This is a genomic window from Candidatus Chloroploca asiatica (assembly GCF_002532075.1).
GTDB classification, from domain to species: Bacteria; Chloroflexota; Chloroflexia; order Chloroflexales; family Chloroflexaceae; genus Chloroploca; species Chloroploca asiatica.
Window position 1 is genome coordinate 1 of record NZ_LYXE01000153.1, and the last position, 15,542, is coordinate 15,542.

Annotated in this window: 13 protein-coding genes; 3 read left to right on the forward strand and 10 right to left on the reverse strand. The window is 57.7% G+C overall.

Annotated features, from left to right (window positions below; translation table 11 throughout):
- Window positions 1–191: 191 nt before the first annotated feature.
- The 4 genes from A9Q02_RS18350 to A9Q02_RS18365 all read right to left on the reverse strand — a co-directional run bounded on the left by A9Q02_RS18350 (window position 192) and on the right by A9Q02_RS18365 (window position 5,585).
- A complete protein-coding gene (locus A9Q02_RS18350; protein WP_097654530.1) occupies window positions 192–3,059 on the reverse strand; it encodes a CHAT domain-containing protein in 2,868 nt (955 codons plus the stop codon).
- Complete coding sequence (locus A9Q02_RS18355) at window positions 3,060–4,160, reverse strand: calcium/sodium antiporter (protein ID WP_097654531.1); 1,101 nt, start codon at window positions 4,158–4,160, stop codon at window positions 3,060–3,062. It lies immediately after the preceding gene.
- 224 nt (window positions 4,161–4,384) lie between these two features.
- Window positions 4,385–4,864 carry a hypothetical protein gene (locus A9Q02_RS18360; RefSeq protein WP_097654532.1) on the reverse strand — a complete coding sequence of 160 codons (480 nt, stop codon included), beginning with the start codon at window positions 4,862–4,864 and terminating at the stop codon, window positions 4,385–4,387.
- 16 nt (window positions 4,865–4,880) lie between these two features.
- Window positions 4,881–5,585 carry a class I SAM-dependent methyltransferase gene (locus tag A9Q02_RS18365; RefSeq protein WP_097654533.1) on the reverse strand — a complete coding sequence of 235 codons (705 nt, stop codon included), beginning with the start codon at window positions 5,583–5,585 and terminating at the stop codon, window positions 4,881–4,883.
- A gap of 47 nt (window positions 5,586–5,632) precedes the next feature.
- Between A9Q02_RS18365 and A9Q02_RS18370 the strand changes: the two genes are divergently transcribed.
- Complete coding sequence (locus A9Q02_RS18370; protein WP_097654534.1) at window positions 5,633–6,574, forward strand: DUF4938 domain-containing protein; 942 nt, start codon at window positions 5,633–5,635, stop codon at window positions 6,572–6,574.
- Between the two features lie 3 nt (window positions 6,575–6,577).
- Here the strand turns inward: A9Q02_RS18370 and A9Q02_RS18375 are convergent, their stop codons facing one another.
- The 4 genes from A9Q02_RS18375 to rny all read right to left on the reverse strand — a co-directional run bounded on the left by A9Q02_RS18375 (window position 6,578) and on the right by rny (window position 11,519).
- The gene (locus A9Q02_RS18375) at window positions 6,578–7,285 is read right to left on the reverse strand and encodes a 3'-5' exonuclease (RefSeq protein WP_097654535.1); all 708 of its coding nucleotides are present in this window, start codon (window positions 7,283–7,285) and stop codon (window positions 6,578–6,580) included.
- 212 nt (window positions 7,286–7,497) lie between these two features.
- Window positions 7,498–9,354 (reverse strand): DUF294 nucleotidyltransferase-like domain-containing protein, encoded by a 1,857-nt coding sequence (locus A9Q02_RS18380; protein WP_097654536.1) that lies wholly within the window; start codon window positions 9,352–9,354, stop codon window positions 7,498–7,500.
- 160 nt (window positions 9,355–9,514) lie between these two features.
- Complete coding sequence (locus tag A9Q02_RS18385) at window positions 9,515–9,853, reverse strand: stage V sporulation protein S (protein ID WP_281256926.1); 339 nt, start codon at window positions 9,851–9,853, stop codon at window positions 9,515–9,517.
- Between the two features lie 133 nt (window positions 9,854–9,986).
- Complete coding sequence (rny, locus tag A9Q02_RS18390; RefSeq protein ID WP_097654538.1) at window positions 9,987–11,519, reverse strand: ribonuclease Y; 1,533 nt, start codon at window positions 11,517–11,519, stop codon at window positions 9,987–9,989.
- Between the two features lie 342 nt (window positions 11,520–11,861).
- On the opposite strand from rny, the gene A9Q02_RS18395 reads away from it, so the two are divergent.
- Window positions 11,862–12,689 (forward strand): hypothetical protein, encoded by an 828-nt coding sequence (locus tag A9Q02_RS18395; RefSeq protein WP_097654539.1) that lies wholly within the window; start codon window positions 11,862–11,864, stop codon window positions 12,687–12,689.
- Window positions 12,690–12,706: 17 nt separating this feature from the next.
- Window positions 12,707–13,357 carry a ribosomal protein S18-alanine N-acetyltransferase gene (gene rimI / locus A9Q02_RS18400; RefSeq protein ID WP_097654540.1) on the forward strand — a complete coding sequence of 217 codons (651 nt, stop codon included), beginning with the start codon at window positions 12,707–12,709 and terminating at the stop codon, window positions 13,355–13,357.
- 298 nt (window positions 13,358–13,655) lie between these two features.
- On the opposite strand, the gene A9Q02_RS18405 is transcribed toward rimI, so the two are convergent.
- Together A9Q02_RS18405 and A9Q02_RS18410 are read right to left on the reverse strand one after the other, a co-directional pair.
- Complete coding sequence (locus A9Q02_RS18405; protein ID WP_097654541.1) at window positions 13,656–14,711, reverse strand: SPL family radical SAM protein; 1,056 nt, start codon at window positions 14,709–14,711, stop codon at window positions 13,656–13,658.
- Between the two features lie 23 nt (window positions 14,712–14,734).
- Window positions 14,735–15,511, reverse strand: a complete 777-nt coding sequence (locus tag A9Q02_RS18410) for an inositol monophosphatase family protein (RefSeq protein ID WP_097654542.1) — start codon at window positions 15,509–15,511, stop codon at window positions 14,735–14,737.
- Window positions 15,512–15,542: the final 31 nt, after the last annotated feature.

Genomic DNA, 15,542 nt, shown 5'->3' on the forward strand with positions numbered 1-15,542 from the left:
GCCGTGCGCGCGACCGCCGCTTCCGTGGGGGCCGCACTTGCCCTGATCGGTGTCCCTACCACTTTGACGTAGCCCTAACTTGTCCTGGGAGCGAGGGCGAGACGCCCTCGCTCCCAGGCTTTGCCTGTTACCCCAAAGGTGAACCCTTAGGTTCGAGCGGCAAGCAAAGCTTGCCGCTCGAACCTAAACCCCTACCCCCCGCCCATGGCGGTCAGGCTCCCCCAAACAAGCGGTGAAACGAGGATGGCATCAGGATCGTCGCTGGCAATGGTACGGGCACGTTGAATCAGGGTACGCTGACTCGCCGCCAGGGCTGTCGGTGCATCGGTACCCTGGCTGAGGCGGTCGTAGAGCGGCGGTAACATCTCAGGCAAAGCGCGATCATAGAGCTGCCAGAGACTCGCGATGACGTCGCGTGCGCCGCTCGCCAGAAAGGCGCGTCCCAGGTTCAAGACTTCTTCGCCAGGCAAGACTTCGCTCACCATGGTTTCACACGCCGAAAGCACCACCAGCGCTCCATCCAGTTGCAGCCGCATCGCCTCGTCAGCCTGCAAATCGGAGTCCCATAACTTGAGATGCGCCAGCAAGCCTTTGCTAGCATAGACCTGTCCATGCATGGCAAAGTGGATCAGGCCAAACTGTCGCAGCGTACCCTCGGACGCCGCACGCAACAGGTGTTCGCGAGTGGCCTCCTCGTTCTCCCAGCGCTCCGTCGGGCCTTGCCAGCGCTCAGCCACCAGATCGAGCGTCAGCGCCACGCCTGGCAAGGCTTTGGCACGCTCGCCAAACTCACTGACGCCTAGCAGCAAGCCGGCACGCTGCGTGGCCTGCCGTCGATAGAGCGTTGACCAGGTGCCAAGCGCCGGCAGGATCTGGATTGTCGCACATTCGACCAACCAGCGGCCCTCCATGCGCAAAGTGGCCCAGGGGATCGCGTGGAGCATCCCAGCAGGGACGATCAGCAGGCGTTGCGCTGGTTCCAGCGCACTCCAGACCTCACGAGGAATCAACCGCTCACCCAACGTCTCCAGGGTAGCCCAGCACGTCGCTGGATCGCCAAGACCGCCATACGTCATCATGCGACGCGCTGGTTGCGTCGCCCGTTGGAGCGCCTGCCGCAGGGTCTGGTCATCGGCAATCGGGTAGAGTACGAGCCGATCAATTGTCACAACCACGGCAAGCATGCCACTTGCAACCTCAAGGTAAAAGAGCGCCATCCATCCTTCGGGATAGGCCACCGACCACGCCGCACGTAATTCCTCAAGATCCGGCGTCACTTCGGGTGGTTGGGGCAGGGGCACCTGGTGACGTGCCCGCAACAAGAGGTCAACATAACCATCCAATGCGGCATCAAGCGCGGCTCCGGTCATCTTCTGATTCAGTGCCTCGCTGAGCGTAGCACTATTGCTCACCAGTTCACCCTGAAACTCCTGGGGCACCCATACCTGCGAACTGTTCATCTGGCGACGCAAGGCCAGCGCCCGCTGCGAGTCGGCCAGTTCAACCACGGCCTGCGGATCATCGAGCTCCTGGGCAAGGCGCAATGAAGCGTTGAAGAGATCCATTGCCATCTGAAAGATCCCGCTCGAGGCGTGCTCGCTCGCCAGACGCCGCCGCAGGTCGGCAATAAGGCGAACGGCGGCGCGATAGTGGCCCAGGGCCGCTGTGCGATCGCCCATGACCTCGACGCAACGCCCAAACCCATACAGCGCCCGCCAGCGATGGTTCAGCCGACCCTCAAGGTGAGGCAAGGCTGCCTCAAAGCGTTCACGAGCAGCAGCGGCATCACCGGCGCGCAACTGGATCCAACCCTGTTCGATCATACTCTCGGCCGCCGAGGGCAGATTGCCTTCGCGGCGTACGATCGTTTCGGCTTGTCGAAACCGTTCCAGCGCTGCTTCACCGGCCCCCAGATCATCAAGGGCATAGGCTTGCGCTTGCAACACCTCGCCATACTCAAGCCGGTTGCCCAGTTGCTGTAATTCCTCGGCCACTGGCTCAAGCAACGCCAGGCTCTCGTGGGAACGTTGCAGCAGCCGCAGGGCCAGGGCCTGATTGCGTCGACTCAGGATCGCCTGTGGCCGCAAGCCAAGGCGCTCGAAGCTTGCTTCGGCACGCCGATACGAGGCGAGGGCAAGCTCGAAGAGACCACTGTAATAGGCACTATTGCCAAGATTCAGGTCGCATTCCGCAACATGTGACGCCCGCCCAAGGGCCTGAAAACGGGCACGCGCCTGACTAAACGCGGCAATGCCCTCATCATAACGGCCCAGACCATTGGCCGCGATGCCAATCCGCTTTTCGCAATACCCGATGTTCTGCTCACTGCCGTAGCGGGCAAAGATCCTGGTCAATGCATACAACTCATCAATGCATCCGGCCATATCTTCACGACGCAACGCAATCATCGTCGCCTCAGCACGCGTAATCGCCACATCAAACCCGTACCCGAACGCCTCAAACCAAGCCCGAGCCCGCGCAAAGGCATCAAGAGCATCATCGAGCCGACTGATATTTGAGAGCGCGATCCCGCACGAGCGCGCAAGGCGGGCATGATCAGCCAGCGTGCCCAGATCCTCGAGGGTCGGCTGGAGCTCCTCGGCGAGAGCCAAGGCCTCGCGCTGGTGCCCGCGCAGATTCAGCAGCGCAACCTCCTCCATGCGCGTGCGGAGCACTTCATCATGCAGACCAGCCGCTGCAAACGCCTGAGCCAGTTCACGCACAGCGGCCAGCGGATCGGCGATCTGCTCAAGCATCCGCAGCGCCTGAATCCGTGCACGCTGGACATAGAGTCCGGCGATAGATAACCCCAGCGTCGCACAGCCTTCGCGGGCAACCTCAAGCATCGCCAACGCCGCGTGGATCTGATCGCAGCGCAACAGCGCAATCCCAAGCGTCATCGCCGCATGGGCCTTCTCTTCGGGTGTACGATCAACCGCAGCGTGCCAAGCCCTTTGCGCCAGCGCAAGCCCACGTTGCGGCGCACGCGCGCTGATCGTCAAGATGCGGGCGCATGCCAGGGGCGTATGGGGGTGATCAAGGGTTAGCTGTAGCATCATTTACCGCTGCATCATCCACGGAGAACCCTGGCGTCGTAGCGCCCGAACAAAGAACACCAACATGCCAACGAACGTGATGGGCACAAGCACAAAACCAAACACCGAGCTAAAGAGAGCCAGAATGTTGTGCTGCATCGCATTCAAAATCAAAAAGCCTGTATAGGCCAGATAATAGCCAAACAAGAGCATCCCTTCGCCACGCGAAACAGTATAACCGGTAAAGAGGATGGGCAGACACGCGAACGAGACAAGGATCATCACCGGAAGATCAAACCGCAAGGCCTCAACAGGAATATTCACCCCATTGGGAATCAGCAAACCGGTCAAACCCAGGATGGCGAGAATATTGAAGATATTGCTGCCAATCACATTGCCTACCGCGATATCGCGTTGACCACGCACAGCCGCCACAAGCGAGGCCGCAACCTCGGGCAGCGAGGTACCAACCGCAATGATCGTCAACCCAATAATCAACTCGCTCAACCCGAAAAAGCGCGCAATTTCCACGGCCCCATCGACCAACCACTGCGCCCCAAGCGTAAGCAACCCCAGACCGGCAACGGCAAAGAAGATATGCAGCACCAGTTGTCGCGGCTTCTCAGGCAGGACGTGGTGTTCAAGTGCCTTACGTTTTTCCTCTGCTTCATGATCGCAGCGACTCTGATAAATCGAAAAGCTGAGATAGGCAACCAGCGCCGTCACCATAATCAACCCATCAAGGCGCCCAATGTGCCGATCAAACGCCATCACAAACATCAGCAGCGAGATCCCAATCATCAGCGGGACATCAAGCCGGATCAACTGACGATCAACTGCCAGCGGCACAATGATCGCCGAAAGGCCGAGAATGAAGAGCACATTGAAGATATTGCTGCCAACCACATTGCCCAGCGCAATGGCCGACTGCCCATCCATTGATGACCGAAAGCTCACCGCCAATTCCGGCGCACTCGTGCCAAACGAGACCACCGTCAACCCGATCACGAGGGGCGAAATGCCCAGCACTGACGCGATGTGCGAGGCGCCGCGCACAAGCAGTTCGGCCCCGCCAAGCAGCAGCACAAAGCCAATGGCAAATAAGATAAGCGTCACTATACTCATAGATCGGTCTGGCTACCCCTTTCGATATACTCCTAGACAGCCTAACCGATTCACTGTCCATCGTCAAGGCTCGCGACCAAAGCGTGCCAACCGCTCAACGCCGCTGCGTTAAACCCAATACGTTGCAAATAAGCTCACGCGAAGGCGCGAAGGGTTCGCTCACCTACACGAAAACCTTTGCGCCTTTGCGTCAAAAGAACCGCCTTATTTGCAACGTATTGGCGTTAAACCCGCGCTCCCAAACGCGCTGCCGCCAACTCAACAACCTCTGGTAAAACAAGCCCAGGAATAAAAACATTCCCGCTGCGGATGCGCTGTAGCCGAATCGTAGGATCCTGGGCCATAGCCCGTGCTTGCTCACTCGTCAACCAGGTCAGTAGGGTCGTGAACTGTTCGGGGCGCATGGATTGTTCGAGCCCGGTGAGGACAGTACGCGCGAGGCCAAGCAGATTACCTCCAGCCTCCGGGCTCAGCGCTGACGGGGGCAGAGCGATAATCGTTGCCATTGGCCCATCAGGTTGCACGAGCACACGAATGAAAGCCTCGCCTGGTCGTGGCCCACTTGCATCAAACCCAACCACACTTCCCGTCGTAACCCCGCTGATCGGGATCTCGCGGCTGTCGGTAATCTCGACCCGCGCCCCGATATCAAAGCCAAGTCCTTCGTACCAGACAATTCCTGCTTCATTGGTATGCTCTGCCATACGCTCCTCTCTCTCCTTACCCGACGCACTTGCGCCCCGAGACGATCAGCAAGACGGCGGCTATTTCCGGTTCACCAATGTTGACCGGCAAGCCAGGTGCGCCGATTGCCGCTGACGCGGTCTTCAAGTGAACAGTGGCCGCATCCACCAGCGGCATCCAGGCAAGCTCTACGGGCTGATCGGCTGCCTCAAGCAGGTAGGCCGCGATCCGCACATCAGCCAAACCACTCGCTTCAACAGTACGCCGCAGCGTGCCTCCCAGATCGTCAGCCGGTTCTGGTGGTTGCATCGCGCTCGGCACCGATCCGGCAGGCCAGGTACGCCGCCGAACCCAGTAGTCGCCAGCCACTGCAAGAACGACCGTTCCTCCAGGTCGCAGCGTCCGCTGTATCTCCTCCAACACACCCGCTTGATCAGCAAAGAGGTGGAGTGCCGCGACACACCAGATCAGATCGACTTGCGCCGTGCCAAGCGGCAGATGGTGAGTGTCGGCAACGAGATAGGCCACACCTGCACTCTTGCGATCGGCAAGCTGCGTGCGATCAAGATCAAGCGCTAGCACGCAACCACCGGGCTGACTCATAGCCGCAAGCCACGCCGTTTTATGCCCATCACCAGCAGCAAGATCAAGGGCAACAACGGCCCCCTCAGGGCTGGCCTGGCTCAAAGCCACCCGTATAAGCTCGGCATATGGCTCGTGCAACACGGCATAGTCATTCATGCTGGCTCCGATTTTCCAGGAATGCGAAAAAATGATACCATACTGCTATGACTTCACCAATTGAAATCATTCAACTCGTGGCCTACGATGGCCCCAACATTCTTTCGCCCTCACCGGGGGTGATGCTGCTGGTGCGCTCGGATCAGCACCGCAGCGACCGCATGCGATCCGCTATCAAAGATGCGGCGCAATTTATTGGCCTGGTGCTCGCCAATCTCGACGTCACTGCCGACGCCGACGCCGAGGGGGTGCTGATGACGGCAACCTTCGATACCGCCATGCCCGGCATCGGTGCCGCGCTCTGCGCATATGTCGTCACCGGCATGAACCACGAGGCCCTGGGTGATGAGCAATGGGATCGTAACGCCCCCCTGTACACCTTGCAGGCCCGACGACGGCGCGAAGCACTCCCTGTGGCGATCCTCCAGTTAATGGCCGAAGCGTACCAACGCGGCTTGCCAACCTTTATGCGCGAGGATGGGTTGCTGCAGATCGGCTATGGCGCAAAAGGTTGGAGCATTGATCCCGAACAGGTCGCCGGGTCTGGGGAAAAGCCGCCCCCGGTACCCTGGGATGACCTTGGTGTCGTGACGGTGATCGCAGTCACCGGCGAAGAGCAACGCGCCGCAACAGTAAGCCATTTGGTCACCACATATCAGTCCACAGCGCGCCATGTGGTAAGCCATCCTGCAGCCACCTTTGACAAGGCGCGTCGTTTGCTGGCCGATCCATCGGCTGAGGTTGTGATCCTTGGGCTAGCAACCGGCGACCTAGTGCGTCGTGGGTTACCGTTTGACCGCTGCGAGCTCGCCTTCATCACTGATCGGGCAGGCCCACGCCCGTCTGAAGCCGCAAACGACGAAGCATGGGTGCGCGCCCTCGGCTTGCCCATGCTGCTCTCACCACAACCTGTACGACTCAACCTGAGGGATCCTGGCTTGCAGTCGCTGGTGCCCTATGCGCCCAATGGTGTGCTTGCGCTGAGTTAGTGTCTACACCCCACCACTGCGCAACAGACTCTTAATCGAAAGATTGCCCTTGGGATCAAGGCGTGCCGCCTGGGCAAGAAAGAGTTGCGCCGTCGTCAGGGCATCATTCAACGCATCGTGCTCACCGAACACCGGCAAACCCATACTGGTGGCAAGCGCACGCAACTGAATCGCCGGGGCAGGTTGCTCGTGGGCAATTTCGCCGAGAATCTGCGCCCGATCATGGAGCCGCATGGCCAGACGCGCCGTATCAATGATCGGCCCGGCCAGCCGTCCTCCATAGTTCGTGCGCAAAGCTCGATTCAAAAAGCCAACATCAACCTGAGACACATGCACCACCAAGATGCGTCGGGCCAGGTGATCAATCAGAGAGGGCAACACTGCATCAAATGTCGGTGCCTCGGCCACTTCCGCACGCGTCAGGTTATGAATCCGAATCGAACTGGCATCAACGAGAAAGCCTTCAGGCGGGCGAACTAACGTACGCCAACACGTATCCAAGCGAATACGGCCCCCTTCAATGCCGACCAGACCAATCGCCAACAACACATCACGGCGCGGATCGAGACCACTCGTCTCAACATCAAGCACCACATAACTCGCATCGCGCCAGTGCGAACGAGGATCAGGCCATGGCCCTGCTTCATACGCTTGTAAAACAGCTGGTCGTTCGCGTTTGCGGAAGAGATCCCAGTTCCGTAAAAACACCATGTTCACCCCCCGATTTGATGGCCTCTATGCCCCGCAGTCGTTGCGTACGCATGGCTCAACAGGTATCTACGCGCACCCTTGATACCTGTTGAACCCTGCTCAGAGGAGGTGTGGAGGGCAATGCCCGTCCAAAGAAACAAAACTACGTCTGCGGTAATTTCTCAACGCTCTACCAACCACAAACACCCTGTCACTTCTTGCGCTGCCCAACCCTAGCCCAAGCGTCCCGTCTGATAGGTCATTGCCACAGAACGCTGAATCCGGGCAATAATCTGTAGCGACTCTTTCAATTCACGGCGTTCCAGTGGACTCAACTGAGGAAAAACGACCAGATTAGTCGGTTCCTCACCACGAGCAATTTGTTGCTGCTGATGCCGCAGCCGCAAGAGACTCAGCAATTCAAACGCATCAGCAAGGCCTTCAGCGGCAGCCTGACTGACACTCGCCGTCGGCCACGAGGCCTGGAGACGCGAAAGCGTACCGGTTTCTGTGCGACCTGCTTCGAGGGCAAAGAGGCGGGCCAGATCGACGACCATGGCCGTACCGCGTGTCTTGAGATCAATGCGTTCGTCGTCAAGGGCCACCGAACGGAAGAAGGTCAACGGTGGTGTCGCACGCAGGGCTGCCCGAGCCAGGCGAGCGAGGAAGATCGTATTGCCCTGAGACCGTGCGATCACCGGGCGCAACCCCGCCTCGGCATCGAGATCGCCATACAATTGACGATAATCAAAAAAGATCGAACTACGCAGCAGCGCCTCTTCTTCGGGGACATCGATCCAGCGCCGGAACATCGCCTGCCAGGAAGCAAGCGGTTGACACCACTGCGGATTGGTCGCCATCACATCGCCGGGACAGCGCGGAAAGCCACACGCCACCAACTGCTCGACCATCATATGGGCAAGCTTACGAAAATAGGCTGCTGCCTCAGGGGGGGCATCATCAGCATAGATCAGGGCATTATCCTGATCGGTGCGCAGCGTCTGTTCGAGGCGCCCCTCACTACCCAACACGACCCATGCATAGGGCACCGGCGGCGGCCCGATCTCCATTTCGATATCACGCAAGAGACGGCGATGCAAGGCATCATGGGCCACAGCGACTACCCGCCCGATATCGGCAATCCGTGCCCCCGCATCAAGCAACCCACTGACGGTCATTGCCACCTGATCAGTATAGTTACGCAGTTCATCAAGCCCGGTCGCCCGATCAACCTGGCGGGGCAAAAAGACGGGACTGCGGCTCTGGCGGCGCAGGATATCGGTGTTAGTCACCATCCCAACCACAACCCCCTGTTCGCTTATGGGCAGGTGATGGATACCCCGTTCGAGCATCAACAACAGGCCCTCGAAGGCCAGACTTTCAGTTGATAACGAGAGCGCCGGAGCCGTCATCACTTCACGTACGAGCGTATCAGCCGGAAGGCCGGCGGCAAGCACGCGATTCCGCAAATCACGATCGGTAATAATCCCCGTATTATGATCAAGTATGCCAATAGGCGGAAGATCAACCAAGAGACAGGAAATACCCTCTTTGCTCATCAATTGGGCTGCTTCACGCACCGTCGCATCGGGTGAAATCACCATCAGCGAACGTCGCACGAGATCGCCGAGGCGCGTCTGAAAGAGCGCCGGATCGGCTCTATCCTGGCGCACCTTCAGTGCGAAGCCGAGCCGATCAAAAGCGACGGCAGCAAAAAAGCGATGAAAGGCCGGATTTTCCTCACGAAGGCGATGAAACAGTTCCGAGGGGAGCATATAGGCCAGGGTCTCGGTATGGGCTCGTACCGTCACCGCCGGAGCTTGATCGCGGATCAACGACGGATACCCAAAAGCCTCACCAGGACCGAGGGTATCAAAAATCTCAATCTCGCTCCCAGTTTCGCGCAACAGATCAACGCCACCTTTGCGCACAATATATAAAAATTTTGCCGGAGCACCGCCAAACTCAAGAATTGTCTGACCAGCGGTAAAATACTCAATCTGCATCCCCCGGGCGGCCCGTGTGACAGCTTGAGGAGGCAACTGATCAAAAGGCGGATAACCGGTCAAAAAAGACGTAATCTCTTCCATAAAAGACCACAACCTCCACCCGACTCAACGCAGAGTGTGTATGCAGTGCGACGCTGACCGTAACACAACACACGCCGGTGGCCCAGGTACAGGTCTCATGGTTCTGTCCCGAGTCACCGGCGCATGCAAAGCCCGCTCCTATCTCTGGCCGCACAGAAGGCTAACGACGCTCAATCAGCAAACGGATAGCGGTACGTTCTTCATCGTCAATCGCCACGTCAATAAACGAAGGGATACAGATGATATCAATACCCTCTTCATTCAAATAGCTGCGTGCAATTGCCACGGCCTTGATCGCTTGATTCGTAGCCCCGGCCCCAATCGACTGAACTTCAGCCATGCCGCTCTCGCGGATCACGCCAGCAATTGCGCCAGCGACGGCACTTGGTCGTGAACGAGTAGACACCTTTAAGACTTCGGCGGAGCGCTGGACCTCACCCGCAGCGGGTGAACTGGCCCCAACAGCGCGCGCAATGGGTAATGACTGAGCATTAGTCATTCTGTCCTCCTGAGGGTCGGTTGTTAATGATTCGATCGGCAGGTCATCAGACGGCATCCCAAGGCTCATAGTGCCCAGTCCTCCTTCCGGTTACGATGCTGTCTACAACTTGCGGTACTGGAATTGTACCATGCTACCGTGCATAATCAACTGCTCGAGTCTCGCGAATGATCGTCACCTTGATCTGGCCCGGATACTGCAGACTCTCTTCGATCTTTTTGGCGACATCCCGGGCCAGGTGGATGCTGGCAAGATCATCAATCTGGTCAGGCTGAACAAGAACGCGAACTTCACGCCCAGCCTGCACGGCAAAGGCCCGTTGTACCCCTGGAAACGATGTTGCCACGGTTTCCAAGGCTTCTAGGCGCTTGATATAGAGATCAAGCGTTTCACGGCGTGCCCCGGGTCGCCCGCCCGAGATCGCATCAGCGGCAATGACCAGAAAGGCCTCGATAGTCGTTGGCTCTTCATCGTAATGATGAGCCGCGATGGCGTGGATAATGCTGGGTGAACGACCCAGCCGACGTGCAATATCTGCGCCGATGAGCGCATGCGGTCCCTGGACTTCGTGGTCGACCGCTTTGCCAATATCATGCAACAGGGCCGCAGTCTTGGCGACCGTAATATTTGCCCCCAACTCAGCAGCCATATGCGCTGCCAACAGTGAGCACTCAAGCGAATGTTGGAGGACATTTTGCCCATAGCTTGTCCGATATTTCAGTCGCCCGAGCAACTTGATTAGATCGGGATGCAAGCCCTGTACATTCGCTTCATATGCAACGCGTTCACCCTCCTCACGCATAACATGTTCAATCTCAACCTGAGTCTTCTGGACGACCTCTTCGATGCGTGACGGATGGATGCGTCCATCTTTCAACAAGCGAGTCAAGGCAACCCGCGCAACTTCACGCCGTACCGGATCATGGCACGACAGCGTCACAGCCTCGGGGGTGTCATCTACAATAATATCTACACCAGTGAACTGCTCAAAGGCACGAATATTGCGGCCTTCACGACCAATAATGCGCCCTTTCAACTCTTCGCCCGGCAAGTTCACCGTAGAAACCGTTATTTCTGCCACATAGTCACTGGCACAGCGCTGCACAGCCAGTCCGATGACTTTCCGTGCCGTCTTTTCGGCTTCATCTTTTGCCTGTTGCTCTATTTCACGAATGAGCCGCGCTGAATCATCACGGGTAACTTGCTCAACCTGCGCCAGAATGATCTCGCGCGCCCCGTCACGCGTCAGTTGCGAGATCCGCTCAAGCTCTTGCACTTGTTCGTGCTTGAGCCGCTCTGCCTCCTGGTGCAATTGCTCGGTCTGCCGTTCACGTACCTGAAGTTGCCGCTCACGACGTTCAAAGCTTTCCAGTTTTCGGTCGAGGTTTTCCTCCTTGCGCTGAATGCGCTCTTCCTGTTTTTGCAGGCTTTGCCGAGACTCGCGCAGTTCTGCTTCCGCGTCATTGCGCACCCGCAGCGCTTCGTCTTTGGCCTGAAGTAAAAGTTCTTTCTGCTGGGAACGCGCCTCTTCGAGGAGGAGGCGAGACTCAGCCGCTTTGCGCTGAACCAGGGCGTTGGCTCCATAATTCGTCCACGCAATCCCTATGCCCAGACCAGCGGCTATACCCCCTACCAGGGCCAGCGCAGCCCAGTATAGCTCGATCACAATAGCCTCCTATGCGGTTGTTAATGTGCACGATACGAGGCAACCCACGATGAAGCCACGCTGTGCGAAAATTGAAGGTTATGGATTTACGCTGCCATAAGTATGCTCATAATACTGACCTAGACTCCTGATGTCAAGAATTTCCTTGCGATCTGAAGGGAAATTCCCCTAATTGGCCCCTGGTTGCCCCGCTGCGCGGCTTCTGCTATAATCCAGGTGAGGCTGAAGCGCTGCTGCCAGCAGCTGTTTTGGCATTGTTTACATCGCACTATGCTGTGCCATATGACACCCATGCGCCCGATTTGTCGGGAATCTACCTGACAAGCTGAGGAGGCTGTTTCGATGCTTTTGCGACCATGGCGAGCCCTGTCGCTCGTTTCTCTTTGTTTGGTGCTCTTGCTGATGCTGGCAACGTGTACCTCTACGAGTCCCCTTGCCGGTTCGGCACTCTATGTCCAGCAGATCACCAGTAGTCCCCAAGAGTTCAGTGGGCAGGACATTACCGTTGATGGGGCCTACCTCTGGCGCCCCGGCGATCCGACTATTTCGGTGCTGGCCCTCGGAGTCAGTACCCTTGACAATGGCCTCGATGCCGAACCACTCGGTGAGGCGATCTGGGTTGAGGGCTTCCCTGCCGAGGTAACCGAACACCTCCATCGCCCCGGTGATTCGGTCTATGGCTTTGTCCGCGTGCGCGGTCGCTTTGACTCGGGCGGTAGCTTTGGCCCCAATGGGCAGTTTCAACATCAACTGACCATCACGTCGGCGGAACCAATTGAGCGCATTCGTCGCGTCGAAAATCGCATTGAGGATCAGCCCCTCGGTGAGGGTAAAGTCAGTTTCTTTGAGCTTCAGCGCAATCCGGAACAGTACCACGAGCAGACGATTACGACCCGTGGGTATTATTTCTGGAATTCCGTCATCTATGTGCTCGCTGAGGGTGTGAGTACCGAGGAAGATGGGGCTGGGCCGCAACCGCTGGGTGCTCCTATCTGGATGGAGGGCTTTCCGCCTGATCAATCGGCCAATCTGAATGTTGGACCCAATAATAGCTTTGTCTGGGGCCTCGTTGAGGTGACCGGTCGCTTCCAGACCGGTGGCGGCTTTGGGCGTGATGGTGCCTACCAGAGTGTCTTTTTTGTTGAGTCAGCCGTGGCTTTGCCACAATAGGAATCTGTGCCGGCCAGATGTACTATTTTATTGAGCCAATGGTCGAGGATGACGTGCCCTACGTTCAGGCCATTGAACAGCAAAGTTTTACGACATCCTGGTCGGCCAATACGTATCGCCGCGAAGTCCGCAATACCCAGAGTTGTCGCTATGTCGTTGCCAAGGCGAGCGGCTCTCCCCCTACGTCGCTCAGCAAGAATGGCGGGGTACCGAATGCGCAGCGAACCGGTATCTTCAGTCAGCTTGTCAGCACGCTTTTGCTGGGTATGCCCTCTCAGTTGCCCCCTCAGGCAACCAATCCTATCGTTGGCTACGGGGGGCTTTGGGTGACTCTCGACGAGGCCCATGTAACAACCATCGCGGTCGATCCGATCCATCGTGGTCGCGGCATCGGTGAACTGATGCTCACGACCCTGATTGATCACGCCTATGAGTTGTCGGCACAGATGCTTACCCTTGAAGTACGGGTAAGTAATCATACTGCCCAACAACTCTACCTCAAGTATGGCTTTCAGGTCGTTGGAAATCGTCGACGCTACTACACCGATAATGGCGAAGATGCACTGATCATGTCCACCGCTTCAATTCATACAACCGACTACAAAAATCGATTACGCGACCATCGCCGCCACCTCTTCGCCCGCCTCCAGGCCCAGAGCAAACCGTAGCCCCACTTCCACCGTCATCACAGCGCTGCCAACGCACCCTGTCATTCCCGGGAACCCAAGCCAGGAACGTGTTACGGCGCACATGGCGTGCCCGCTTCTGCGGGCATAACAAGCAGTGGCTCCCTCGATCCTGAGAGGCTGTCTGAAAAGGGTGTCCGCATCGTTCGCCACCACGTGGTGTCCGCTTGGAGTGCCGGCTTTAGCCGGCTAAAGCCGGCACTCCGAAGCAAACCGTCGACTTTTCAGACAGCCTCTGAAAGGCCGCATGCCCCCGTACTCACAGGCGGGTGCTTCCCCCCTACTTGGCGGCGATGAGTTTACGCACCTCGTTCGCAAGGGGGCTGCGCCGCAGCTCATCTATAACCATCTGTTTGGTGTAGACCTGGTCGGCGAGTTGCCGGTGGAGTTCGGCCATCTGGTCACGTCCAGCCACCCGATCACGAAAAGCCGCATGTTTCAAGATCAAGGCAGCTTCATTGTGCGGAGCTAGTTTGCCCGCAAAGATATGCTGCGGTACCCGCGTCTCAAGCCCGAGCCCGTTGCAGCGATCCATAACGACAGTGTCACGATCATGACGGTAGCGTGAATTGACAATAGCCTGATCGCCGTAGATGTCGCGGTAGTAACTCACCGGGTATGAACCGAGCCGGGCCAGGATCTCGTTGATGCGTACCCGGTGGCGTTCATTGGCAAGGTGCAGATAGTCCCAGATCACAAAGTCAACCCCGGCATCAGCCGCTGCCCGTAAAACGCTGCGGATGTTGCTGTTGGTATCGTTGACATAAGGCATGATCGGCACAAACGCCACACCCACCGGGATGCCGGCACGCTTGAGTTCGGCCAGCATGTCGAGACGCACCGCCGGCGCGGGGGCTTTGCCTTCGAGCCGTGACGCCATGTGCTGATCGACGGTCAGCAGAGTCGTCACAACGAGCGCAAGGCTCTGTTCGTTGATCCGCTGCAGCAGTGCGATATCTTCGAGGATCAACGGACTCTTGGTCATCACCAGGGTCGGGCGTTGCTGATCAGCCAGGATCTGCAACGTCTGACGAGTCAAACGATAGGTCTGCTCGGCAGGTTGATATGGGTCACTCAAGGCGGTGATCGCAATCAGGTCGCCCTGGTCAACGCCAGCCAATTCGGCGGTCAGGTGTTCGGCAAGATCAACCGGCACCCGGATAGTTTCATTCAAGGGTCGTTCACTGTAGACCCAGCTATCACAATACGGACAGCCGAATTCGCACCCGTTATAAATACTGAGCGTATAGCTCGAAAGAAAAAATTCGTTGATGGTTGGACGCCGAACACTCAGGGCTGGCATGCCTTTGAGCGGTTCCCGAACATAGTAGGCCATACAAACCTCAGCTAGAAGAGGACTCAGCCTGCGGCACGTGCGGTAGCCAATTCCCGGATCAGTTCGGCGTGGATTTTGCCATTCGAGGCCACCATCCGTTCCTCATCGGGGTGCCACGGTTGCCCCTGCCAGTCTGTGATCAGACCACCGGCTTCTTCAATCAGCAAAGCCCCTGCGGCAACATCCCACGGACTCAAGCCCAGTTCCCAGTGAGCATCGGTGCGCCCTGCGGCAACATAACAGAGATCCAGAGCCGCTGAACCTGGGCGGCGAATCTCTTGCGCTTTGAGCAACATATGGTTGTGTTCGCGCAGATTATTGTCGGGTTGGGTGAACCGGTCATAGGGAAAGCCGGTGGTCAAGAGGGCATCATAGAGCGCATCGACCTGCGAGACGCGCAAAAGCCGCCCGTTGCAATAGGCCCCCTTGCCGCGTTCGGCCGCAAAGAGCTCATCGCGGCATGGGTCATAGACAACCCCAATCTGCAAACGCCCCTGGTAAAGAACGGCCAGTGAGACACTGAAGGTTGGATTGCCATGCAAATAGTTCATGGTGCCGTCGAGCGGATCGATCAGCCAGACATAGTCGCTCTGCCCTTCGTGTCCACTGCCCTCTTCGGCAATCACGGTATGATCAGGAAAACGTTGCTTGAGCGCCCCAACAATCAAGGCTTCGCTGGCCTGGTCAATATCAGTGACTAGGTTGGCCCGTCCTTTGGCTTCAATACGACGTTCCGAGCTCAATCCGGCGCGCAAGAGTGCCCCGGCACGCAGGGCGAGATCAATGACAAAATGCAACATAGGTATTCCTCCAGGAGGCCATTATACCCTC

What these genes read in the sequence shown, in the direction of transcription:
- A9Q02_RS18375 (WP_097654535.1), bottom strand. Translation starts at nt 7,285, where the DNA reads ATGGTGTTTTTACGGAACTGGGATCTCTTCCGCAAACGCGAACGACCA.
- A9Q02_RS18365 (WP_097654533.1), bottom strand. Translation starts at nt 5,585, where the DNA reads ATGAATGACTATGCCGTGTTGCACGAGCCATATGCCGAGCTTATACGG.
- rimI (WP_097654540.1), top strand. Translation starts at nt 12,707, where the DNA reads ATGTACTATTTTATTGAGCCAATGGTCGAGGATGACGTGCCCTACGTT.
- A9Q02_RS18360 (WP_097654532.1), bottom strand. Translation starts at nt 4,864, where the DNA reads ATGGCAGAGCATACCAATGAAGCAGGAATTGTCTGGTACGAAGGACTT.
- A9Q02_RS18380 (WP_097654536.1), bottom strand. Translation starts at nt 9,354, where the DNA reads ATGGAAGAGATTACGTCTTTTTTGACCGGTTATCCGCCTTTTGATCAG.
- A9Q02_RS18385 (WP_281256926.1), bottom strand. Translation starts at nt 9,853, where the DNA reads ATGACTAATGCTCAGTCATTACCCATTGCGCGCGCTGTTGGGGCCAGT.
- A9Q02_RS18370 (WP_097654534.1), top strand. Translation starts at nt 5,633, where the DNA reads ATGACTTCACCAATTGAAATCATTCAACTCGTGGCCTACGATGGCCCC.
- A9Q02_RS18410 (WP_097654542.1), bottom strand. Translation starts at nt 15,511, where the DNA reads ATGTTGCATTTTGTCATTGATCTCGCCCTGCGTGCCGGGGCACTCTTG.
- A9Q02_RS18350 (WP_097654530.1), bottom strand. Translation starts at nt 3,059, where the DNA reads ATGATGCTACAGCTAACCCTTGATCACCCCCATACGCCCCTGGCATGC.
- A9Q02_RS18405 (WP_097654541.1), bottom strand. Translation starts at nt 14,711, where the DNA reads ATGGCCTACTATGTTCGGGAACCGCTCAAAGGCATGCCAGCCCTGAGT.
- A9Q02_RS18355 (WP_097654531.1), bottom strand. Translation starts at nt 4,160, where the DNA reads ATGAGTATAGTGACGCTTATCTTATTTGCCATTGGCTTTGTGCTGCTG.
- A9Q02_RS18395 (WP_097654539.1), top strand. Translation starts at nt 11,862, where the DNA reads ATGCTTTTGCGACCATGGCGAGCCCTGTCGCTCGTTTCTCTTTGTTTG.